21 protein-coding genes and 1 pseudogene are annotated in these 21,760 nt (G+C 61.6%); 13 read left to right on the top strand and 9 right to left on the bottom strand.

The window, feature by feature from the left end; all coding sequences use genetic code 11:
* Positions 1-573 precede the first annotated feature (573 nt).
* On the bottom strand, positions 574-936 hold the full coding sequence (locus IMCC21224_RS18830; RefSeq protein WP_231582121.1) for a hypothetical protein: 363 nt from the start codon (positions 934-936) through the stop codon (positions 574-576).
* Complete coding sequence (locus IMCC21224_RS28575; RefSeq protein ID WP_231582120.1) at positions 914-1,087, bottom strand: hypothetical protein; 174 nt, start codon at positions 1,085-1,087, stop codon at positions 914-916. Before IMCC21224_RS28575 ends, IMCC21224_RS18830 begins: the two co-directional genes overlap by 23 nt.
* Positions 1,088-1,116: 29 nt before the next feature.
* Here IMCC21224_RS28575 and IMCC21224_RS18825 point away from each other — a divergent pair, with 29 nt between their 5' ends.
* Both IMCC21224_RS18825 and IMCC21224_RS18820 read left to right on the top strand, forming a co-directional pair.
* Positions 1,117-1,479, top strand: coding sequence for a hypothetical protein (locus IMCC21224_RS18825; RefSeq protein WP_047996657.1), 363 nt, complete (start codon positions 1,117-1,119; stop codon positions 1,477-1,479).
* A 128-nt stretch (positions 1,480-1,607) separates the two neighbouring features.
* A pseudogene (locus IMCC21224_RS18820) lies at positions 1,608-2,317 on the top strand (IS6 family transposase).
* A 68-nt stretch (positions 2,318-2,385) separates the two neighbouring features.
* Here the strand turns inward: IMCC21224_RS18820 and IMCC21224_RS18815 are convergent.
* Complete coding sequence (locus IMCC21224_RS18815; protein WP_197089225.1) at positions 2,386-3,075, bottom strand: FadR/GntR family transcriptional regulator; 690 nt, start codon at positions 3,073-3,075, stop codon at positions 2,386-2,388.
* Between the two features lie 178 nt (positions 3,076-3,253).
* On the opposite strand from IMCC21224_RS18815, the gene IMCC21224_RS18810 reads away from it, so the two are divergent.
* The 6 genes from IMCC21224_RS18810 to araD all read left to right on the top strand — a co-directional run bounded on the left by IMCC21224_RS18810 (position 3,254) and on the right by araD (position 10,068).
* The gene (locus IMCC21224_RS18810; protein WP_047996656.1) at positions 3,254-4,489 is read left to right on the top strand and encodes a mandelate racemase/muconate lactonizing enzyme family protein; all 1,236 of its coding nucleotides are present in this window, start codon (positions 3,254-3,256) and stop codon (positions 4,487-4,489) included.
* Between the two features lie 49 nt (positions 4,490-4,538).
* Entirely contained in the window at positions 4,539-5,483 is a 945-nt protein-coding gene (locus IMCC21224_RS18805) for a tripartite tricarboxylate transporter substrate binding protein (RefSeq protein ID WP_047996655.1), read from the top strand.
* Between the two features lie 61 nt (positions 5,484-5,544).
* Positions 5,545-6,030, top strand: coding sequence for a tripartite tricarboxylate transporter TctB family protein (locus tag IMCC21224_RS18800; protein WP_197089224.1), 486 nt, complete (start codon positions 5,545-5,547; stop codon positions 6,028-6,030).
* A gap of 15 nt (positions 6,031-6,045) precedes the next feature.
* Positions 6,046-7,548 carry a tripartite tricarboxylate transporter permease gene (locus tag IMCC21224_RS18795; RefSeq protein WP_047996653.1) on the top strand — a complete coding sequence of 501 codons (1,503 nt, stop codon included), beginning with the start codon at positions 6,046-6,048 and terminating at the stop codon, positions 7,546-7,548.
* Positions 7,545-8,324 carry an HpcH/HpaI aldolase/citrate lyase family protein gene (locus IMCC21224_RS18790; protein ID WP_047996652.1) on the top strand — a complete coding sequence of 260 codons (780 nt, stop codon included), beginning with the start codon at positions 7,545-7,547 and terminating at the stop codon, positions 8,322-8,324. The genes IMCC21224_RS18795 and IMCC21224_RS18790 overlap by 4 nt, the downstream gene beginning before the upstream one ends.
* A gap of 1 nt (position 8,325) precedes the next feature.
* Entirely contained in the window at positions 8,326-10,068 is a 1,743-nt protein-coding gene (araD, locus tag IMCC21224_RS18785) for an L-arabinonate dehydratase (protein ID WP_047996651.1), read from the top strand.
* A 10-nt stretch (positions 10,069-10,078) separates the two neighbouring features.
* Here araD and IMCC21224_RS18780 read toward each other — a convergent pair whose 3' ends face one another.
* The 5 genes from IMCC21224_RS18780 to IMCC21224_RS18760 are packed head-to-tail and all read right to left on the bottom strand — an operon-like array spanning position 10,079 to position 16,206.
* Positions 10,079-11,071: an aldo/keto reductase gene (locus IMCC21224_RS18780; protein WP_047996650.1), complete on the bottom strand. Its 993-nt coding sequence runs from the start codon at positions 11,069-11,071 to the stop codon at positions 10,079-10,081.
* A 3-nt stretch (positions 11,072-11,074) separates the two neighbouring features.
* Entirely contained in the window at positions 11,075-12,745 is a 1,671-nt protein-coding gene (locus IMCC21224_RS18775; RefSeq protein WP_047996649.1) for a thiamine pyrophosphate-dependent enzyme, read from the bottom strand.
* A 30-nt stretch (positions 12,746-12,775) separates the two neighbouring features.
* The gene (locus IMCC21224_RS18770; protein WP_053079040.1) at positions 12,776-13,732 is read right to left on the bottom strand and encodes a 2-hydroxyacid dehydrogenase; all 957 of its coding nucleotides are present in this window, start codon (positions 13,730-13,732) and stop codon (positions 12,776-12,778) included.
* Entirely contained in the window at positions 13,732-14,634 is a 903-nt protein-coding gene (locus IMCC21224_RS18765; RefSeq protein ID WP_369796051.1) for a 5-dehydro-4-deoxyglucarate dehydratase, read from the bottom strand. The genes IMCC21224_RS18770 and IMCC21224_RS18765 overlap by 1 nt, the downstream gene beginning before the upstream one ends.
* A 39-nt stretch (positions 14,635-14,673) precedes the next feature.
* On the bottom strand, positions 14,674-16,206 hold the full coding sequence (locus IMCC21224_RS18760; RefSeq protein WP_047996647.1) for an aldehyde dehydrogenase (NADP(+)): 1,533 nt from the start codon (positions 16,204-16,206) through the stop codon (positions 14,674-14,676).
* A 153-nt stretch (positions 16,207-16,359) separates the two neighbouring features.
* Between IMCC21224_RS18760 and IMCC21224_RS18755 the strand changes: the two genes are divergently transcribed.
* On the top strand, positions 16,360-17,073 hold the full coding sequence (locus IMCC21224_RS18755) for a GntR family transcriptional regulator (RefSeq protein WP_082135267.1): 714 nt from the start codon (positions 16,360-16,362) through the stop codon (positions 17,071-17,073).
* Positions 17,074-17,147: 74 nt separating this feature from the next.
* Positions 17,148-18,044, top strand: a complete 897-nt coding sequence (locus IMCC21224_RS18750; protein WP_047996645.1) for a dihydrodipicolinate synthase family protein — start codon at positions 17,148-17,150, stop codon at positions 18,042-18,044.
* A gap of 4 nt (positions 18,045-18,048) precedes the next feature.
* Here IMCC21224_RS18750 and IMCC21224_RS18745 read toward each other — a convergent pair whose 3' ends face one another.
* Complete coding sequence (locus tag IMCC21224_RS18745) at positions 18,049-18,366, bottom strand: NIPSNAP family protein (protein ID WP_047996644.1); 318 nt, start codon at positions 18,364-18,366, stop codon at positions 18,049-18,051.
* Between the two features lie 203 nt (positions 18,367-18,569).
* Between IMCC21224_RS18745 and IMCC21224_RS18740 the strand changes: the two genes are divergently transcribed.
* The 3 genes from IMCC21224_RS18740 (at position 18,570) to IMCC21224_RS18725 (ending at position 21,604) form a co-directional block, all read left to right on the top strand.
* Complete coding sequence (locus tag IMCC21224_RS18740; RefSeq protein ID WP_047996643.1) at positions 18,570-19,541, top strand: tripartite tricarboxylate transporter substrate binding protein; 972 nt, start codon at positions 18,570-18,572, stop codon at positions 19,539-19,541.
* A 66-nt stretch (positions 19,542-19,607) separates the two neighbouring features.
* Complete coding sequence (locus tag IMCC21224_RS26670; protein WP_053079039.1) at positions 19,608-20,087, top strand: tripartite tricarboxylate transporter TctB family protein; 480 nt, start codon at positions 19,608-19,610, stop codon at positions 20,085-20,087.
* Positions 20,087-21,604 carry a tripartite tricarboxylate transporter permease gene (locus IMCC21224_RS18725; protein WP_047996642.1) on the top strand — a complete coding sequence of 506 codons (1,518 nt, stop codon included), beginning with the start codon at positions 20,087-20,089 and terminating at the stop codon, positions 21,602-21,604. Before IMCC21224_RS26670 ends, IMCC21224_RS18725 begins: the two co-directional genes overlap by 1 nt.
* The last annotated feature ends 156 nt before the right edge of the window (positions 21,605-21,760 follow it).

Raw genomic sequence — 21,760 nt, 5'->3', positions numbered from 1 at the left:
TGACGCAGCGCGACTTAGGTTACTCTCGCACCGCCAATCCACACCGATGTGACAATCTCGTGCTTGTCGTCATCATGCCAAAAGCGCCGCCGCGCCAACTGTGAATCCCGGAGACAAAATACCCATGGAATCGGTCGGATGATCTGACCGTCGCGGAGTAAAATTCCGCAGTCTGACACTCGAGGCAAATGAGCTGAGGGTGGCGGCTTCGACAGCCAGCGACGTGCGGGCTCGACGCCACAGGCCTGCAATGCCGCTTCCTGCCGTTCGAGGGCATTGACCCTGATGCCGATCTTCCGGGTCGGGCTCTTGGTCCGAGGTAGCGCGGAAGGTTTTGGAGCTGGACTGCGGCCAGTGCTTTCCGAGTTGACTGTATTTGGTACCTCCGCCGTTTCGATCTGGGTATCAATGGTTCGTATCTCCGGCTCAGCTACGGTTGCGGGTTTCGGAGTCACAGGTCCGGATTCAACCTCTCCCCTTTCCGGAATATCCCGGCCGCCCTGTCGGAGCGCTGCGGAGTAGGTTGGATCAGCTCTCGTGATGGTCGGGATTTTCTTTTGCAATCGACTGCCCTCACGCCGCCAGAATGTTATTGAGTATGTCGGTTGCCTCCTCGAGGGCCTCGACGACATGACGAACATGCGGGCGCATCAGCGGGTTGGGATCGGACTGCTTTTCCAGCGCCAGAGCATGAAGAAGCCCTTTCTGATCCATCTCTTTGTACGTGTTGCGGCGCATCATCACGGTCTCGATCAAAGGAAACCGGGTGAGCGCCTCCTTGATCTGAGCCGCGTCAGCCTTGGTGGATTTAGGGTCGACCATGTTCAGAACGACGTGGTGACGCGGGAGATTGCTCGGATCGTCAACCCGGGTTTTCAGGATCACGAACCAATCGGCAGTCTGCGCGCCGACGTCAAAATCCGAGGTCGACAGCATGACAGGCTCCAAGGATCCTCGTGCTGTCTGTATCGACCAAAAGCACTCTGCGACCGGCGGCAACGGCCGCGCTGATCAAGGCGCGCGAGAGCGTGGTTTTCCCACTCCCCCTTTCCGGGCCATAGCGTCTCTGAGCGAACTGAGGACACACCGCTCCTGACAGAGGATCAGGTCCGGCGCATGGATCTTGACGAAGTGGTCCTCGTGATCGACGCACAGATGCCGATCCGGGCGCGGCGGATCAAGTATTTCGACGACCCAGCGCTGAAGGTGCTGCATGCGGGTCAGATGAGGAATTTGAAGGCGGCTGGGATGGCGAAAGAAGATCCTTCACACGTAACGAGAGGTGTTAACCGGCAGTTTAAACAGGCCAGTGGTTCCCAATCGCGTGGGCGCGCTGCCCGCGCGGCGGCTGGTGCTGGTCACTCTTTGTGGTCGCAGCTTGCGCTGGATCTCGCGCAACTTGGCATCGGAAATGGAAATCCGGCGGCGCTGGCTTCAGCCGTGCAGACAACTCGCTCGATTATTGGGGAGCATGCTTGAATTGGCTGCCAGAAGCGCGTCAGATTATGCGCGCTGAGCGAATGATTAGCTGTGGCGGACATCAGCGGCTGGTATCGTCAAGTTGTTGCGCGGGCTGCGGGCATCTCGAAGATGCTTAGCGCGTGATCATGATCAGCCAGATTTTTCAGCCCCGTCTTAAGGGCTATCGCTTCCCGCTTTCTATCATTTCCTATGCGGTTTGGGCGGATCACCGCTTTGCCCTTCGCCTGCAAGACGTTGAAGATTTGCTCGCCGCGCGAGGTGTAATCGTGAATTACGAAACCGTCCGGGCCCGGGTCGGAGCATTCGGACTTCAGATTGCAAAGCAGGTCAGGGCTGCGCGTGGGAAATCCGTCGAAAAATGGCACTTGGATGAAGTGGTGATTTCGATCCGAGGTGTGAAGCATTGGCTTTGGCGTGCGGTGGATAGTAACGGTGAACCGCTCGCCATTCTGGTTCAACCGCGCCGAAATACCCGTGCCGCCATGCGGTTCATTTCAAGGTTTATTGCACGTTGGGGCGTGCCGAGGGTCATTGTAACGGACAAACTTCGCAGCTACGGAGCCGCCTTGCGTAAGCTCGCTTTGGACGCGGATCACCGGGCGCACAAAGGTCTAATGAATCGTATCGAAGGGTCGCACAAGCGGACGCGGAAACGAGAGCAGATACAAGGGCGTTTCAAATCAGCCCGCCAAGCCCAGAGATTTCTAGCCGTCCACGACGAAACCGTAAACCTGTTCCGCCCGGCCGCCTCTAGATCACCGCTACCACCTATCGCCACAAGCGGACCGCGGGATTTCTTCAATGGAAGGAATATGCCGATAAACTGACCGCTTGAAGCGATACCGGTCGGCACCTGCGCAGCCGACAAAAACAACCTGACAATGCCGCCTGAACTACTCCACCTCAGCCATCCTCGCCGAACAGTCGCTTTATGCCCTGCGCCAGGTGCTTTTCGGTCGCGCCCCGCACGCGGCTCACATCGCCGGTGCGCAGGGCCGCGATGATTTCCTCGTGCTCGTCGACGACGCGCCGGGATACCTCGTTTGGCGACACGCCGCGCAGTTTTCGGCCGAATTCGATTCCCAGCGCGATCTGGTTGCGCAGTGTGCCGAGCGCAACTTGATAATAGGCATTCTTCGAGGCGTTCGCGATGGCCATATGGAACGCGAAATCGGCGTCGAAGATACTCGTGTCCACATTGGCCGCCAGCGCCGCGTTCGCCGCAGCCACCGCTTCGATCGCCACAGGGTCCGCGATCCGGGCAGCATCCTCGGCCGCCGCAATCTCGACGATCTGTCGAAATCGCATGCAGTGTTTCATGTCGTGGACGGTCTGAATCGACAGCGTGCGAAATTCGACATCCGGTGTGCCGATTATCACCCGGGGCTGCACGAAATTGCCCGAACCGCGCCGGGAAATGATTCGCCCTTCCTCGCGCAGTCGCGCGATCGCCTTGCGCAAAACCGGACGGGAGACTCCGACACGGACGGCAAGCTCCGTTTCGGGTGGAAGCTTGCCGCCAGACGTCCATTCCGGCGCGTCGAGCATATCGGACAGCATAGCGTGGGCATGGGACGGCAGATCCTGAAGCATTTTGACCAGACATGTAAATATTGATTTGAGTACCATCGAACAGAGATCACTGGAAATCAAGGCAAATCTCCGGACAGAATGGAACCATCGGACAATGCGCATTACCCATATTGACTAATAGTAACAAATAGGTTTGTGTCGCGGCACCGCTGCAAAGACGAGGGGGGGAAGGCACGCCATGCGCATAATCGGACTCGAAACAATCCAGATCGAGGAGTTCAGCAATCTCGTCTGGGTGCGTCTTCACACGGATGAGGGGCTGATCGGCCTGGGAGAGACGTTTCGCAATCCGCAGGCCGTCGTGGCCTATATCCACGAGACGTGCGCGCCTGCCGTGATTGGTCGCGACCCGATGGCGCGCACTGCCATTTCACACGCGCTGCGTCACGAGGTCGGCAACCGTTTTCAGGGCTTCCCCACCCGCTCGGTCGAGATCCGTGGCAATTCAGCGGTAGATATCGCGCTGTGGGATCTGTGGGGGCAGTCGCTCGGACAGTCGATCACGACGCTTCTGGGTGGCAAGGTCCATGACCGGCTGCGCCTTTACAACACCTGCGCCAACTCGAACTACAACAATCAGGTTCGCACCGGATACGATAGCCAGATCTATAGCCGCGCTGATCCCTCGCCCACCAACATCTCGCGGAGCGAAGACCTCTTGATGCAGGTGTTCGAACCCGCAAGGCTTGCGCGCGAGCTGCTGGACGAGGGGATAACGGCCATGAAGATCTGGCCTTTTGATGTCCACGCCCGCGAAAGCCGCGGCCAGACGATTTCGGCCGCGCAGATGAAGGACGCGTTGTGGGGGATCGAACAGATCCGCAACGAAGCCGGCGACGCGATGGACATCATGATCGAGTATCACGGCCTCTGGCAACTGCCCGCCGCGCTCGAAATCGCCCGCGCCACTGAGGATTACGGCATCTTCTGGCAGGAAGACCCGATCAAGCTCGACAATGGCGACGACCTTGCCCGCTATGCTGCTGCCTCCGGAACCCGACTCGCGGGGTCAGAGAACCTTGGCTCCTTGCCCTGGTACCGCGACATGTTCGGGCGCGGCACTATAGACGTGGCCAATTTCGACATGGCCTGGATCGGCGGTCTGACCGAAGGACAACGCATCGCGCATCTGGCCCTGGCCCACGACCGCACCATCGCACCGCACGACTGCACCGGTCCGGTGACGCTTCTGGCCAACCTGCAGCTCATGGCGGCGATGCCGAACGCACTGATGGCAGAAACCGTGCGCTCCCATCTCGACGGGTTCTACCGGGAGGTCATGACCGACGTCCCCAAGGTGGTCGACGGCCACATCCATTCGCTGGACGGTCCGGGTCTTGGCGCCGGGCTGAACGACACGGTCCTGTCACGAAGCGATCTGACACGGCGCGTCAGCGGGCGAACCTGCGACTGAGCGCCCCGGCGCTAAGACTGTTTTTTACATCTCGAGGAGGAGATACACCATGCTCAAGCTAACTACGGCAACTGCCGTTCTGGTATTCGGCGCACTGACCGCACCGCTTGCCGCGCAGGAGAACTTCCCAAGCGACACCATCACCATCATCGTGCCCTACGGCGCGGGCGGCGGGACAGATAATTTCGTGCGCGCACTTGAAGGCCCACTGGAAGCGGCGTTCGGCACCGATGTCGCCGTGCGCAACGTCGCCGGTGGCGGAGGGGCTGTCGGCCTTGCGCAGACCCTCACCGCCGATCCCGACGGCTACACAGTCACGATCCCCAACAATGCCTTTTACACGCTGGTGGGCATGGGCAACGTGGCCTTCGAAGTCGATGATTTCGACTACATCGCGCGCCTCGTGACCGAACCTTACGTCCTCACGCTCGGCCAGTCCGACAACTGGTCGGATCTGCAGTCCTTTGTGGACTACGCCAAGGAAAACAAAGTGACGCTCGGCTTTGCGGGCGTCGGGTCGTCCTCGCACATCATGACGATGGCCATCGCCGACGCGCTGGGGGTTCAGGTAAGTTTCGTACCTTATGGCGGTGGTTCCGAAGCGACGGCAGCCGCGCTTGGCGGGCATATCGACGGGGTCGTTCTGTCACCCTCCGACGTCGTATCGGCGATCGAGGGTGAGGGCGGACTCATCCCCGTAGCCGCCACCGGCACCAGCTCTCTCTTGCCCGACGTTCCCGTCTTTTCGGACCTGGGCGTTAAGGTAACTGGGGACCAATGGCGCGGCATTGCCGCACCGGCGGGCGTCGATCCCGCGGTGATCGCCGCATGGGAAACCGCGCTGCAAAAGGCTATCCAGGACGAAGGTTTCCAGAAAGCGGTCCAGAACCTCGGCGTCGAGCTTGCGCCGCTCTACGGCGAAGGGCTTGAGCAGTTCGTTCAGGACGGGTCCGATCTCTTTCTGCCGCTGACGCGATCGGTCGCAAAACAGTAATCCCTGCAAGCCCTCGTCGCCCATGCTGCGGGGGTCTTTTCCTATCAAGTCTGGAGATCCCATGAGACTGATTTCGGGGCGGATCGTCTTCGACCTTGTGCTTCTTGCGACGATGGCCTGGGGCCTGATGGAGGCCATATCGCTGCCCGAGGCCTTTGGCCCCGGACAGGTCGGGCCCGGCGATTTTCCGGCGGGCGTCATGATCCTCGCGATCCTGTTCCTGCTGGCGGTGCTCTTAAACGATCTGCGCGCGCTGCGCGACCCAAGCGATGGCACGGACAACATCGGCATGGCCGAAACGCTGGGCGTCACCGCCACCTGCGCGCTGCTTCTGGGGTATATCGTGCTGCTGGAACCGCTGGGTTTTCTGGCATCCACGATGATCTTCCTTTTTGTCGCAGTGCTGTCGTGCAGTTGGCTGATTGACCGCCCCGCCGACGCCGCCGGATGGCGACGCCTGTCTGTCTCGGCCCTCGTGCTCGCGCTGGCGGGTTCGGGGCTCACCTACGCGGTCTTCACCTACGGGTTTGGCCTGATCTTTCCCTGAGCAAAGGATGCACCGATGACGGTCCTCTTCGACGCCATCAGCCTTGTCGCCGATATCAACGTTCTTCTCGCGATCCTCGGCGGCACGTTTCTGGGCCTGGTGATGGGATCGCTGCCCGGCCTGACTGCGGCCATGGCCATTGCGCTATTGATTCCGCTCACCTTCGGGATGGGCACACTTACCGGCATTGGCATGCTTCTGGGGGCATTCTGCGGCGCCATCGCGGGTGGCGCGATCCCGGCGATCCTGCTCAACATCCCCGGCACGCCGTCTTCTGTCTGCACGACGCTTGACGGTTTCCCAATGGCGCGCAACGGAGAGGCGGGCAAGGCCCTGGGCCTGTCGATCTCGGCCTCCTTCGTGGGCGGCGTGATCGGGGCGGCGCTTCTGATCCTGCTCGCCCCTCCAATTGCCAGCTTTGCGCTGGAATTCGGCCCGGCAGAGTTCTTCTCTCTCGGGGTCTTTGGACTTGTCATCATTGCGTCAGTATCGTCGGGTTCGATGTTGCGGGGGGCCGTGGCCGGGCTTCTGGGCCTCGTGCTGGCCACGGTTGGGGCCGATCCCATGACCGGCGTGATGCGGTTCACCGCAGGTCAGCCCGCACTTATAAGCGGAATCAATCTGCTGCCTGCACTGATCGGCCTTTTCGCCGTGTCACAGGTTCTTGATGACGTGGTAAAACGCATGGGCGCGGACCCCAAGGTGATCATCACGCAGAATTTCGAAAATGCCCGTCCGCATTGGGGCATCCTGGCGCGCGCGTGGCGCGTTGTCGCCTCGTCCACCATCATTGGCGTGATCGTGGGCGCAATCCCGGGCGCGGGCGGATCGATCTCTTCCTTCCTGTCATACGATCAGGCGCGACGCATGTCGAAGACACCGGAAAAGTTCGGCACCGGTCATCCCGAGGGACTCATCGCGTCCGAAAGTTCCAACAATGCCACCGCAGGCGGTGCGCTGATACCCATGCTGACACTGGGCGTACCAGGTGAAGTCGCCACCGCCGTGCTGATGGGCGGTCTAACCATCCAGGGCGTACGGCCCGGCCCCGCGCTCTTCGATCAGCAGGCTGAAATCGTCTATGGCATCTTCTTCGCCTTCATTCTGGCCAATATCGCGATGTTCACCATGCAGCTTCTGGGCATCCGGCTTTTCGTGCGCATCCTCAAAGTCCCGCCGCGAATGCTGATGCCACTGATCCTGATGTTCTGCGTGATCGGAGTTTACGGCGTGAATGGTTCGATCTTCGAACTCTGGCTGATGTTCGTCTTCGGTTTGCTTGGCTTCTTTCTTAACCGGTACGGGTTCGGCACCGCGCCCGTGATACTGGGCCTGATCCTTGGCACCTTGACTGAATCCAACCTGCGGCGCGGGATGCTGATCTTTGACGGCGACTGGACGCAGTTCCTGCTGCGCCCGATCAGCGCCACCCTGCTGGGACTCGCAGTGCTGTTTCTTGGCTACATCTTCATACAACAACGCCAGGACCGTCGGCGCCTGAAAGGAAAAGCATCATGAAAGGGAATCGTTTCAAGGCCGATCTGGCGGCAGGTCGGCGCTGCCCGGGCCTGTGGCTGTCGCTGTGTTCGCCCACGGTGACCGAGATCGCAGCACATAGCGGGGCCGACTGGATTCTGCTGGACATGGAACACGCGCCCAACGATCTGTCGATGATGGCCGACCAGCTGCGCGCGGCGCGCGGGGGCTGTGCAGAACCGGTGGTCCGCCCGCCGTTTTCGGACCAGGTGATCACGAAGCGTCTGCTCGACATCGGGGCGCGTACCCTGATGTTTCCTATGATCCAGACCGCAGAAATGGCGGCCGAGGCGGTGTCGTGGACACGCTACCCCCCCAAGGGTGTGCGCGGCCATTCCGGAACGATCCGGGCGAATGGCTATGGGCGGCAGGCCGATTACCTTGAAACATACGAAAACGAGTTGTGCGTGATCGTGCAGGTCGAAACCCCTGAAGCCATCGATCAGATTCCCGCCATCGCGGCGGTAGAAGGGATCGATGCGATCTTTATCGGGCCGGGCGATCTCGCCTCGTCGATGGGGCATGTGGGCAACGTGGGCCATGAAGACGTGCAGGCCCAGATCCTGCGCGCGGTTACTGCTGTGCATACAGCGGGCAAGCCAGTCGGCATCCTTGGCTACGGCGAGGCGGCAGCGCGCCGCTATCATGCCGAAGGGATCGAATTCGTCGCGGTCGCGGGCGACGCCTGGCTGCTCGCCCAGTCGATGGACCAGATGCTACGCGCCGTGCAGAACGAAGATCAACAGACGAGGGACTGAGATGAACGACACGACACGCAAGAGCCCCGATGATCTTCGCAGCGCACGGTGGTTCGGGCCGGACGACCTGCGCAGTTTCGGGCACCGTTCGCGCATGATGCAGCTTGGGTATTCCGAGGATGAATTTCGCGGTCGGCCCTTGATCGGCATTCTCAACACCTGGTCCGAAATCAATTCCTGCCATGGTCATTTCCGCGAACGCGCACAGGATGTGAAACGCGGCGTCTTTCAGGCCGGGGGCTTCGCCGTCGAGATGCCATCGCTGTCGGTAGACGAAAGTTTTACTAAACCGACCTCCATGCTTTACCGCAACATGCTGGCGATGGAGACCGAAGAGATGATCCGGTCGCATCCCTTCGACGGTGTCGTGCTCATGGGGGGCTGTGACAAGACCACGCCGGGTCTCGTGATGGGGGCAATTTCGGCGGGGGTGCCCTGCATCTATCTGCCCGCAGGCCCGATGCTGCGCGGCCATTACGCAGGACGGATCCTCGGTTCGGGTTCGGATGCGTGGAAATACTGGGACGAACGGCGCGCGGGCAACATCTCGGATGCGGAATGGCTGGGTATCCAGGGCGGGATCGCCCGCTCGGTCGGAACCTGCATGACGATGGGCACCGCCAGCACGATGACAGCGATCACCGACGCGCTGGGGCTGACGCTGCCCGGGGCATCGTCAATCCCCGCGCCCGATGCGGGCCACCAACGCATGTCGGCCGATTGCGGACGGCGCATCGTTGACATGGTCTGGGAGGATCTGACCCCCGACCGTATCCTGACCAATGCAGCCTTTCGCAACGCCGCAATCGTGGCGATGGCCACAGGCTGTTCCACCAACGCGGTCGTGCATCTGATCGCCATGGCACGACGCGCAGGGGTGGATCTGACGCTTGACGATCTGGATGATCTGGGACGGATCACGCCGCTGATTGCGAATGTCCGCCCTTCGGGCAAGGACTATCTGATGGAGGATTTCTTTTATGCGGGCGGGCTGCGCGCGCTGATGAAGCAGATGGAGGACAGGCTCGACACTTCCTGCCTGACCGTAACCGGGCGTACCGTGGGCGAAAACCTAGAAGGCGCCGAAGTTTTCAACGACGACGTGATCCGTCCCCTGTCAAACCCGGTCTACAAGGAAGGCTCCCTGGCGCTTTTGCGGGGCAATCTCTGCCCCGATGGTGCGGTTATCAAACCCGCCGCCTGCGATCCGAAATATCACGTCCACGAAGGCCCTGCGCTGGTTTTTGACAGCTACCCCGAAATGAAAAAGGCCGTGGATGACGAGGATCTCGATATCACACCCGACCATGTCATGGTGCTGCGCAACGTAGGGCCACAGGGCGGGCCGGGGATGCCTGAATGGGGTATGCTGCCGATCCCCAAGGCGCTGATCAAGCAGGGCCACCGCGACATGCTGCGGATTTCCGACGCGCGGATGTCGGGGACATCCTACGGCGCATGTGTCCTGCATGTGGCGCCCGAAAGCTATGTGGGTGGTCCTTTGGCGCTGCTCCGGACCGGCGACATCATTCGCATGGACCTCGAGGCACGGCGGCTCGATATGCTGGTGGACGACAAAGAGCTTGACCGCCGCCGCGCGGCATGGACCCCGCCCGAACCCCGCTTTCAACGCGGTTGGGGCTGGATATTTTCGCGCCACGTGGGGCAGGCGGACAAGGGCTGCGATTTCGACTTCCTCGAACGCGGCTTTGGCCCCGCCGCTGGCGAGCCGGACATCTACTGATGCCGGCGCCTCAGCAGTAGCATTCGGGCCCGTTCCATTGCGACTCGCTGTAGCGGTCGCCATGGGCCCAGCCGACAGGAAGGGCCTCTTCGATCCGGGCAAGGTCCGTGGCGCTGAGGTCGAGCGTGGCGCCACGAACGGCTTCGGCCAGATGGTCGGGATTGCGTGTGCCGGGGATCGGCAGGATATGCCCGCCCTGCGCCAGCAGCCACGCGATAGAAAGCGTGGCGGCGGGCAGTCCCATTTCAGCCGCCAACCTCCGAAGCCGGTCTGTCGCGGCAAGGTTGGCCGTCATGTTAGGCTCGATAAAACGAGGATTATCCTTGAGAAACCCCGATTCCATGGCCCGCGCCCGGTTCGGCGGTGTATCAGTCAAAAGCCCCCGACCGACTGGGCTGAAGGCGACAAGCGTGGTTCCAAGCGCAGCACAGGCCTGCACCAGCCCCAGATCCGGAGCGCGCGTGGCAAGGGAATATTCCGACTGCACGGCAGCAACCGGATGGATCGCTGCGGCGCGCCGCAGCGAGGCGGGCGCGATCTCGGAAAAGCCAAAGGCGCGGGCCTTGCCTGTACGTACCAGCCCCGCAAGCGTCTCTGTAACCTCTTCGATCGGGCGGCTGGCATCGCGGCGATGGACATAGAACAGGTCGACGCACTCGACCCCCAGCCGGACAAGGCTCGCCTCCAGAGAATCGGTAAGGTGCTTGGCGCTGTTGTCAAAGTACCGCGCGCCGGTATTCGGGTCGCGGCAGATGCCTGCCTTGGTCGCGATGCGGAACACCGCGCCACGATCCTTGAAATAGCGCCCGATGGTCTCTTCCGAATGGCCATTCCCGTAGGCGTTCGAGGTGTCAAGATGATCGACCCCCAACTCCTGCGCCCGGTCGAACAGGGCAAAGGCCTGTCCTTCGGTTGCCGCACCGTAAAAGCCCGAGATATTCATGGCGCCAAGGCCGACTGCGGAAACCTCGCTCCCTCCGGCACCAAGGGTACGTGACTTCATGGTTCAGCCCTCTCCGCGCAGCTTGGCAACCGTCGTGCGCGTCGAAATCCGCTCTGGGTCAGTCACCAGTTCGATGACGCTGGGCCCATCATGGGCAAAGGCGGACTCAAGGGCGGGGCGAAACTGCGCAGTTTCGGTCACGCGCGCATAGCTCGCACCGTAGCCCTGCGCCAGCAACCCAAAATCGGGATTGACGATATCGGTGCCCGAGATGCGGCGCGGATGCTCGCGCTCCTGGTGCATGCGGATCGTGCCGTAGGTGCTGTTGTTGAACAGCAGGACGATTGGCCGCCCGCCGTGCTGAACGGCTGTGGTAAGCTCGGCACCACTCATCATAAAGCCGCCGTCGCCCACAAAGGCGATGGCCTGTCGCGCCGGGTTCTGCAGTGATGCAGCGACGGCGGCAGGAACCGCATAGCCCATGGAGCCACAGGTGGAACCGATCTGCCGACCCGGGCGCCCGAAGGGCAGGAATCGCTGCGCCCAGCCGGTATGGTTGCCCGCATCCAGAGTGATGACGCAATCGGCAGGCAGCAGGTCACGCACATCGGCCATCGCCTGCCCCATGTCGAGCGGGTGATCGTGAGGCGGCGGCGCGATATCGGTGATATATTCTTCGCGCAGCCCGCGTCGCCAATCGGGTCCGGCTCCGCTGTCCACCTTGCGCCCCACGAGCGCCAGTGCCGCCCGCGTGGCATCCGCGGCGACGCCCAGATATGGGCTGTAGACGCGTCCGATTTCATCGGGATCGCAATGGATGTGGATCACGCGTTGTGCCGGGGTTGGCACGGAAAGCGTGGCATAGGTCTTTGTCGTGATCTCTCCCAGCCGCGCGCCGATGACCAACAACGTGTCCACCTCGGTAAGACGCCTCACAAGACTCGGCGCCACTCCGGTGCCAAAATCGCCGACATATACGTCCGAACGGTTGTTGATCACGTCCTGGCGCCGGAACGAGGTGGCAACCGGCAAATCGTTTTCCTCAGCGAACCGGCGCAGCGCGTCGGCACCTTCGTCGGTCCAGCCCGGCCCGCCGGCGAGGATTAGTGGCCGCTGCGCGCCGCGCATCGCCGCAATCACTGCATCAATCTGCGTATTGGACAGCTCGGCCTGAGTGGGAACGTAAGGTTGTGCATCAGGCACATCGACCCTGTCGGTAAGCATGTCCTCGGGCAGGGCCAGGACTACGGGACCGGGACGGCCCGATGTGGCCACGCGAAACGCCCGGGCCATGTATTCCGGCACCCGTGCCGCGTCGTCGATCTGCGCGGCCCACTTGGCAACGGGGCCGAACATCTGGCGATAGTCGATTTCCTGAAAACTTTCACGATCCATCGTATCGCGGCCCACCTGGCCCACCAACAGGATCATCGGGGTGGAATCCTGGAACGCGATATGCACACCCACCGCAGCCTGACAGGCACCGGGCCCGCGGGTGACCATGCAGATCCCGGGACGCCCAGTCAGCTTGCCATAGGCCTCGGCCATGTCGGCGGCGCCGGCCTCATGGCGTGCATTATAAAGCGTAAAGCGGTCGCGCACGTCATGCAGCGCGTCGAGCACCTCAAGATAGCTTTCGCCCGGCACGCAATAGGCGCAGTCCGCGCCGTGCAGAAGAAGCTGGTCCACCAGCACCTGTCCGCCGGTTCTCGTTCTCGTGTGCGATCCATCCATGGTGGTTCCTTCCCTTCTTCCCGTGCGCCTTCAGCCCGTTACGAGGCAGGCTGCATCTATCGCGCGGCCCGCGGCATGTGCCCGGATATTGTTTGCCCAGTGAGATACCATCCGGTCGAAATTGTCCACGGTGCGGCCCGCGACGTGGGGCAGCGTCACCACCTGTGGCATCGACAACAGGGGATTGTCGGGCGACACTGGTTCGGTCGCGAAAACGTCGAGGCCCGCGCCGGAAAGATGACCAGAGGCAAGGGCCGCGACAAGCGCCACCTCGTCCACCAGCCCCCCGCGCGAGGTGTTGATGAGCACGGAGTCGGGCTTCATCCGAGCCAGAGTCCCGGCATCCATCAGCCCGCGGGTCGCATTGGTCAGCGGCAGGTGCAGGCTAAGGACATCACTTTCCGCCAGCAGCACCTCCATCGGTACGAACCGCAGGGAGCAGTCTGGCAGCGGGCCCGAGGCGCGGGTATAGATTACCTCACAGCCGAACCCGGAAAGGCGCCGCGCGACTTCGGCCCCGATGGCGCCCATTCCGACAAGCCCTACGGTGGCGCTGCCCAAATCACGAGCTTCGCGCCACAGGTCGGGCTGTTCCCACTGGCCTGCCCGTAGCGCCGCATGGACCTGCGGTAACCGCCTGAGAGTGGCAAGCATCAGCGCGAGCGTCGCCTCAGCCACCGTCGGCGCGTTGACGCCGGGGCTGCGAGCGACGGTGATGCCCCGCGCCCGCGCGGCATCAACCGGGATTCCGTCGATGCCCGTGCCCCATTGATGGATCAGCACGAGGTTTGGGGCGTCACCCAGCGCTTCGGCGGGAAAACGCAGGCCGCGCGTCACCGCATAGCGCGCATCGGCCAGGACCTCTGCAAAGTCGACGGGATCGCCGCTTGCCGCGAAACGCAGGTCAAGATCGGGACAGAGCATTTCCATCCGTGCCCGCATCTCATCGCTCGAGGGTTCGAGTATCGCGACAGTCAGCGTTCCCATCAGCTTCGCCCTGCGATCAGGGCCCGCATCATATCGACTTCTTCCTCGGACAGATCTGTCAGCGGCGCGCGCACGGGACCGGCGTCAAAGCCGCGCAACCGCACGCCCGCCTTGACGGCCGACACAGCATAACCGGCACAGCGGTCACGAATTGCCGCGAAGGGGTAGTAGAAGTCACGCAACAGCGTCGCGCATGTGGCATCGTCGCCTTCACTGAACGCCTTGTGGAAGGCAAGCGCGGTCTCGGGGACAAAGTTGAACACGGCCGAGGAATAGGTCGGCATTCCCGCACCGCGATAGGCCTGCGCGAAAAGCTCGTGCGTGGGCATCCCGCCGATATAGGACAGCCGTTCGCCCAGCTTGATCGTCACGCGACGCACTGTGTCGATGTCGCCGGTGCCGTCCTTGAACCCGATGAGGTTGGGGCATTCGTCGCACAGTTGCGCCAGCGTCTCGGCGCTGATGCGTGCCTGTCCACGGTTGTAGACGATGACGCCCATGGATGTGGCGGCGCAGACCGCGCGGATGCGATTCGCGACACCCTCCTGCGTGGCCTCGGTCAGGTAATGCGGCAGCAGAAGGATGCCGTCGCCGCCTGCGGCCTCAATCTCGCGCGCGAGATCACAGGCCATCTTTGTTCCATAGCCGCAGCCCGCGATTACCGGTGCGTCACCCGATACCTCGCGCGCGGCACGCACCACCGCGACAATCTCGGAGGGCGCCAGAGAAAACATCTCGCCTGTGCCGCCCGCCACGATCAGGCCTGCCACGGGGTATTGCGATAGCCATTCCAGATGGGCCTTGAAAGGATCCGGGGCAAAACGGTCCTGCGCATCGAACGGCGTGACCGGAAAGGATAGAAGACCGTGACGGATAATGTCACGCAGGTCCGAAGGGGAAATCATGTTGGTATTCTCCGAGTAGATTCTGGCGGCTGGCTTTCAGGCCAGATCGCTGGGCAGTAGGGCATCGGGCATGTTCTGGTAGCAGACCGGGCGCAGGAACCTGCGGATCGACAGCGTGCCGACCGAGGTATGTCCGAAATTGGTCGACGCCGGGAATGGGCCGCCATGGACCATGCTATCAGCCACTTCGACGCCGGTGGGAAAGCCGTTGACAAGAAGACGGCCAGCCTTGCGTTCGAGGATCGGCACGAGCCTGCGCGCAGCGTCAGTATCGCCATCGTCCATGTGTAGCGTCACGGTCAATTGGCCGCGCAGACCGCGTGCAAGCGTCTCCATCTCGTCCGCACCCGACACCCGCACCACAAGGCCTAAGGGGCCGAAGACTTCTTCGCCAAGGTCCGCGTCCTGCAGATAGCTCGAGGCGTCTGTTTCGTAGAGGTTTGGCCTTATCATCCGCCCCTCGCTCTCGGTCTCGAGGACTGCGGTCACTGCGTTACGCCCGTTGAAGCGAGATTTGCCGTCGCGATAGGCCGCGGCGATGCCGTCCGTCAGCATGGTCTGTGGGCCAGTCTCCACGAGGGTGTCGCGGGCCGCCGCGACAAAGGCGTCGCCCGCTGCACCGTTTTCGATCACCGCAATGCCCGGGTTGGTGCAAAACTGGCCTGCGCCCATCACCAATGATGCGGCCCAGCTCTTACCTAACTCCGCCCCGCGTGCGCTCATTGCCTCCGGCAACAGAAACATCGGGTTTACCGAACCCAGCTCGCCAAAGAAGGGGATCGGCTCGGGGCGTGACACGGCCAGATCGAACAGCGCGCGCCCACCGTAAAGCGACCCGGTAAAGCCCACTGCCTTGATAAGCGGATGCTGGACGAGCGCCTGCCCCACATCGCGTTTGCCACCCTGCACGAGCGAGAAGACGCCCCCTGGCATGCCGCAGCGGTCGATCGCCGCAGCAATGGCTTCGGCCACAATCTCGCCCGTTCCGGGGTGGGCGCCGTGACCTTTGACCACGACAGGGCAGCCTGCGGCCAGCGCAGCGGCGGTGTCACCGCCTGCTGTGGAAAAGGCCAGCGGGAAATTCGACGCACCAAAGACGGCGACCGGGCCGATGGGCCGTTGGACCATCTTGAGATCCGGACGCGGCATCGGCTTGCGGTCTGGCAGCGCCGCGTCGTGGCGACGGTCAAGATAGTCGCCCGCGCGGATGTGGCTGGCGAAAAGACGCAGTTGATTGGCCGTGCGCGGCAGCTCGACGTTGCGAATGCGCGGCTCTGGCAGGCCGGTTTCGGACATGGCTATCTCTGTGATCGCGTCGACGCGGACCTCCATCTCTTCGGCTATGGCATCGAGAAATGCGGCGCGGTCCTCGCGGGTCGTATAGCCATAGCTTAGAAACGCCTGCTCTGCGGCCTCGGCGGCGCGATTCACCAGCTCGGGTGTGCCAATCGCAAAGTCATGCGCTTCGCCATATGCGGGCGAAGAGCGAAAGGTCTGCTCTCCGGCGATCCACTCTCCCGCTATCAGGTGTTTGCCGTGGGGGGTAAAGTTGCGGTTTGCGCCGTCCATGGTGGACAGTCCTCCTGCCGTTCGTGTTCGGGGGTATGATCCTGTAACAAGACCTTCTCTTGATATGTACTAATATTTTAGTTTACACATTGGGTCAACCGTTGAAATATGCAACGATCTAGGTCAGGCAGCAGCTGGGACGGGAGGCGAGGCATGGACATACCGCTTAAGGAGATGCTCGAAGTCGGGCGGCGCGGCGCGTCAGGGGGCCGGGCTTCGGCGTCATCGGGGATCTACGATGAGCTGCGTCAGCGCATACTGTCGCTTGAGCTGCCGCCGGGTACAAACTTGTTGCGTGCCGAACTTGCCAAACAGTTCGATGTAAGTGTGACCCCCCTGCGCGACGCCCTGCAAAAGCTCGAGGCGGACGGGCTGGTCAAGATCTACCCGCAATCGCGCACCGTAGTGACGCGGATAGATACGGATCTGGTCCACGATGGTCACTTCCTGCGTCGCGCTCTCGAAACTGAGGTCGTGCGCCGCCTTGCCACCGATGGTGCCCCTGAGACGATTGAGCGGGCCCGGTTAATCATCGGAGTGCAGAAGCTTATCGGGAACGATGATACCCAGTTGCGCCTGTTTCAGGAGCTCGACGAGCATTTTCACCGGACGCTGTTCGATGGCATCGGTCAAATTGCCATGCACGACCTGATCCGATCGCGCGCAGGCCATCTCGACCGGGTCCGGCGGCTTCAGCGCCATTCGCCGGAAAAGATCCACGCGATCATCGAGGGGCATCTGCAGATACTTGACGCAATCGAAGCTCGGGACGTCAATGCGGCCGATGCGGCGATCCGCGAGCATCTGCACAAGGACCCCGACTGGGTTGACGAATTCCGCAACCAGCACAGGGACTATTTCGCCTAAGCGGCCCCTGCCGCCTTTACCGCCAACCGAAATCCACAAATAACGCGCGGTCTGGGCCGCGCGAAGGAGAGATCATGTCTGAAATCACCCAAGGCCTTCACGTTGTCGCGCAGACTCCATTCCATACCGACGGCGCAATTGATCATGAAAGTATCGCCACGCTTTCCGAGTTTTACTATCGCCACGGTGCACGCGGACTTACCGTGCTTGGCTTCAGTGGAGAGGCGCAGACGCTGACGCCCGACGAGGCCGTCGCCGTAGCCGCCTCCTACGTTGCAGCCAGCGATGGGCATGCGATCTTTGCCGGCGTTTCCGCGCCCAACCTTGCGATTCTGGCCGAGGTCGCGGGCCAGGTGATGGCCGAGGGTGCCAGCGGCGTGATGATCGCGCCCTCGGCCATGGCCCGCACCGACGAATCGCTTTTCTCCTATTTCGACGCTGTGTTCTCGCGGATAGGCGACGTGCCAACGGTGCTACAGGATTTTCCGGCCGCCACAGGCGTACAGATGTCAGTGCCTGCCATGGCGCGACTGGTCGAGCTTTTTCCGCAAATCACCGTGATCAAGGAGGAGGATATGCCAAGCGCGCGCAAGGTGGCCGCACTCCGCAAGGCGCTGCCAGATCACGTGCAGATCCTCACCGGCAACAACGGGCTCTATCTCCCGCAAGAGCTTGCGCGCGGGGCAGACGGGCCGATGGCCGGTTTTTCCTATCCCGAGATGTTGTCAGGTGTGGATAAACTCATGCGTGAGGACGGAGACACGGCTGGTGCGCACGCGCTTTTCAACCGCTACCTGCCCCTTCTGAAGCACGAGGCGCAGGGCGCGCTCGGCATTGCGCTTCGCAAGGAAACCATGCGTCGCCGCGGGGCACTGGCCACGGCTACGATGCGCGCGGCGGGCGGCGAACTGGGCGATGCGGACATCGCCGAGCTCGATTCGATCGTATCGCACATGGATCTTCCGGCGTAAGGCGTCAGCCCGTGAAGAACGGCGCCGGCACGAGGATCTTGTTCACTTGATGCACGAGGTAACCGGCCTCGGCGCTTTTGGCGAGATAAGCCTGCCAGTCGGGGTCGTTCTTCATAGCCTCGCGCTTGCGCGCGCGGTCAGCGGCATCCTCGAACACCCAGATATGAACATAAGAATTCACGTCGCCTGTCTCGACCGCGCCGTAGACGACCGGATCGCCAAGATGCCGACGCTGAGTCTCCCAGCCATGATCAGCGTATAGCTTCATGTGTTTCGCAATGGTTCCGGGCGTGCAGCAATAGGTCCTGTGATCATATATCATGTGTTTTCCCTTAATTATCAGAATGTTGATCCAGAGAGGCAACTCTTCCGCAATGATGTATTGCCAGCCGCTCTTAAGCTCATATAGTAATGTATTAGTTGATGAGAGCGCAACCCGGCCTTTTCCTGACCGTTATTACGGACCCAGAGATTGCCGGACTAAAGACCGGCGGGGCACCGCAGTATCCTGAGGAGGAAGATACCATGCATAGACGCACATTGTTCACCGTAGCCGCACTGGCGGCCAGCACGCTCGTCCCTATGGCGGCGCTTGCTGAATTTCCCGAAAACGACATCCGTGTCATCGTGCCCTGGGGCGCCGGTGGCGGCACCGACGGGATCGTCCGCAAGATTACCAACCTTGCCGAAGACAACCTGGGCGATGCATCCATGTATGTAGAGAATGTCGAGGGTGGCGTCAGCGCCACCGGCATAGGCCAAGTCATGAGCGCGCGTCCTGACGGCTACACTATCGGTGCGCTGACCTATGACAGCGTCGTCACCGTGCCCTACCAGAACATGCTGCCCACCTACAGCATGGACAAGCTCAAGCTTATTGCGCGCATCACCAGCGAACCTGACGCGATCATCGTCGACGCCACGTCCGACTACAAGACGATCCAGGATCTCGTGGATGCAGCAAAGGCCGACCCGGGCCAGATCCGCGTCGCGGTTCAGAACCTCGGCGGCCGGGTGCACCTGACACTTCTGCAACTGCAGGATCTGACCGGCGCCGAGTTCAAGATCGTATCCTACCCCGGCGGCGCGGCCCCGCAAAAGGAAGCGATCCTGTCCGACGAGGTGGACGTGGCCCTGACCAGCCTGGGTGACTTTGCCAACCTTATCGACGACGGGACTGTGCGCGGCATCCTCGAATTTTCGAACGCGAAGAACCCCACCTACGACGTGCCCACCTCCGAAGAGGCCGGGATCGACCTGCAGAACGGCAGCTTTATCGTGATCGCAGCCCCCGTCGATACGCCGCCAGAAGCTATCTCGAAAATCGAGACGGCCTACAAGGCGGCCTACGACAGCGAAGAATTCCAGACCTGGGTCTCTAAGATTGGCGTGACGCCGAACTGGCTGGGCAGTGACGAGGTGACCCAGTGGGCAGATGAGACAGCACAAAGTCTCTTTACCGAGATGGACGCGCTCGAGAATACCGACTCAAAGTGATCCGGCACGACGCATGACCAAGGTGCCGGGGATTGCTCTCCGGCACCGTTTTTGAGGGAGAATCCAATGGCCGTAAATCGCTTCATGCGCGCGGGGATCCTGTTTCCGCTGGTGCTGATCGTCGTGACGACGATCTATATGGGTGCCGCGTTCGGTATCCGATCACAGTTCAGCACTGCGGGTGAGATCAGCCCGCGGGCGATCCCGATGCTCACGGCTGGGATGATGTATCTGGCGCTTATGGTCGTTCTCATCCAGGAACTCCGCTCTGGCCCCGACGAAACTGTCGAAACAAGCGGCGGAGCCTTCCTGCGACCCGCCCTCGTGCTCGGGGCGACGGCGGCCTACATCCTGCTCTTCCGCCCTCTGGGCTACAGCCTGTCGACCCTGCTGTTTGTCGGGGCGCTGTTTCTTGTCTTCGGCTTCGAGACCCGCCGACCGCTCCGCTTCACACTCTATGCGATTACGGTGACCGTCGTATTCTATGGTCTCTTTGCCTTCATTTTTGGCGTACGCCTTCCTGCATTCCCGGGGCTTGCAATCTGATGGATACTTTTCTCACCCTTGTCGGCGGCTTCGGCGCGCTGGCCGACTGGACCGTCCTCGGCTTCATGCTTGGCGGATTTCTCATCGGCACGTTCTTCGGCGCAATGCCGGGCCTGACCTCGGTTCTGGCTATCGCGCTGCTGCTGCCCATCACCTATACGATCGACGTGGTACCGGCTCTGGTCATGTGCGCATCGATCTTCATGGCTGGCATGTATTCGGGCTCAATCACCGCCACCACCATCAACATCCCCGGTGCCCCCTCCTCCATGATGACGGCCATCGAGGGCCATCAGCTGATGAAGAAGGGCTTTGGAGCGAACGCGCTTGGCCATGCCGCGCTGGCCTCGATGATCGGCGGCAGCATCGGCGCAGTGCTTCTCATGGCGTTCATGCCGCTCGCGGCAGAGATTTCGCTTCTTATCCGCACGCCTGGAAAGTTTTCGCTCGTTCTATTTGCACTGGTGGTCATCATCATCGTGGACCGCGGCGCCATAGCCAAAGGGGTGGTGGCTACGCTTCTGGGCATCATGTTCGCCACCGTCGGCATCGACGTGCTGCTGCCCATCCCGAGGTTCAACTTCGGCACCGAAACGTTGATCCAGGGCATCGATATCATGCCGCTCGTGATTGGGGCGTTCGCCATCAGCGAAGTGCTGATTCAGGCGCAGAACTGGAACGCCGCAAGCGGCGTGGCAGACCCCGAGACCAAAGGCATGAAGATCCGGCGCCGCGACTTCATCCCGCCTATGTCCGAAATCCGTCGTATCGGGTTCGTCACTTATGTGAAGAGCGCTTTCATCGGTTACGGCATCGGCATCCTGCCCGGCGCCGGCGGCTCGATGGCGGCCTTTGTGTCCTACGCCACTGCGCGCGGTGCTTCCCGCTATCCCGAAGAATATGGCAAAGGATCGCGCGAAGGCATCGCCGCGGCGGAATCGGCAAACAACTCCATGTGTGGCGGGGCCTTTGTGCCGATGCTCATGTTCGGCATTCCGGGCGATCCGACGACGGCCATCGTGCTGGGCGTTCTGGTCATCAACGGGCTTCAGCCCGGACCGCGCCTGCTCGAACATCAGGCCGATCTCATCGCACCTATGTTCGCCTCGCTGTTTCTTAGCGCGCTGGTCCTCATCCCGCTGACACTGTTCCTGTTCGGTCCATATTTTGTGCGTATCGTCTCGATTCCCAAGGGACTTCTTTACAGTGCTATCGCTGTGGTCGCGCTGGTGGGCAGCTACGTGGCGACATACTCGATCTTCCAGATGTCGCTGGCGGTGGGCTTCGGTCTGCTGGCCTATGTGATGCGCCGCCAAAACTACTCAACAGTCTCCATGCTCCTGGGGTTCATCCTTGGTCCCGATCTGGAGCAGTACCTGCGAAGAGCCTTATCGTTGAGTGACGGCAATCCCTTGGTGTTCCTGACCAGCCCCGACAGTCTCTTTTTCCTGCTACTGACGGCACTGTTCGCTTACATGATCGTGTTTCGCGGTCGCAAGAAGTCGGCAGTAGCCTGACCGGCATTGCCAAGTTGTTCAGCTGGCAATGCCCCCGGCTGAAGAGGAAAACTCGGCGCCTGTCGTCCCAAATATAAGGCGCATCAGCGTCCAAATTGTTGAACCGGGTCCGTGACAACGTCAACGTTCGACAGGAAGCCTGACCCAAAACTCGCT

The sequence above is a fragment of the Puniceibacterium sp. IMCC21224 genome, assembly GCF_001038505.1.
In the GTDB taxonomy this organism is placed as follows: Bacteria; Pseudomonadota; Alphaproteobacteria; order Rhodobacterales; family Rhodobacteraceae; genus Puniceibacterium.
Note: the sequence above shows the minus strand (reverse complement) of the source record. Positions and strands in the feature narration are given on the sequence as shown.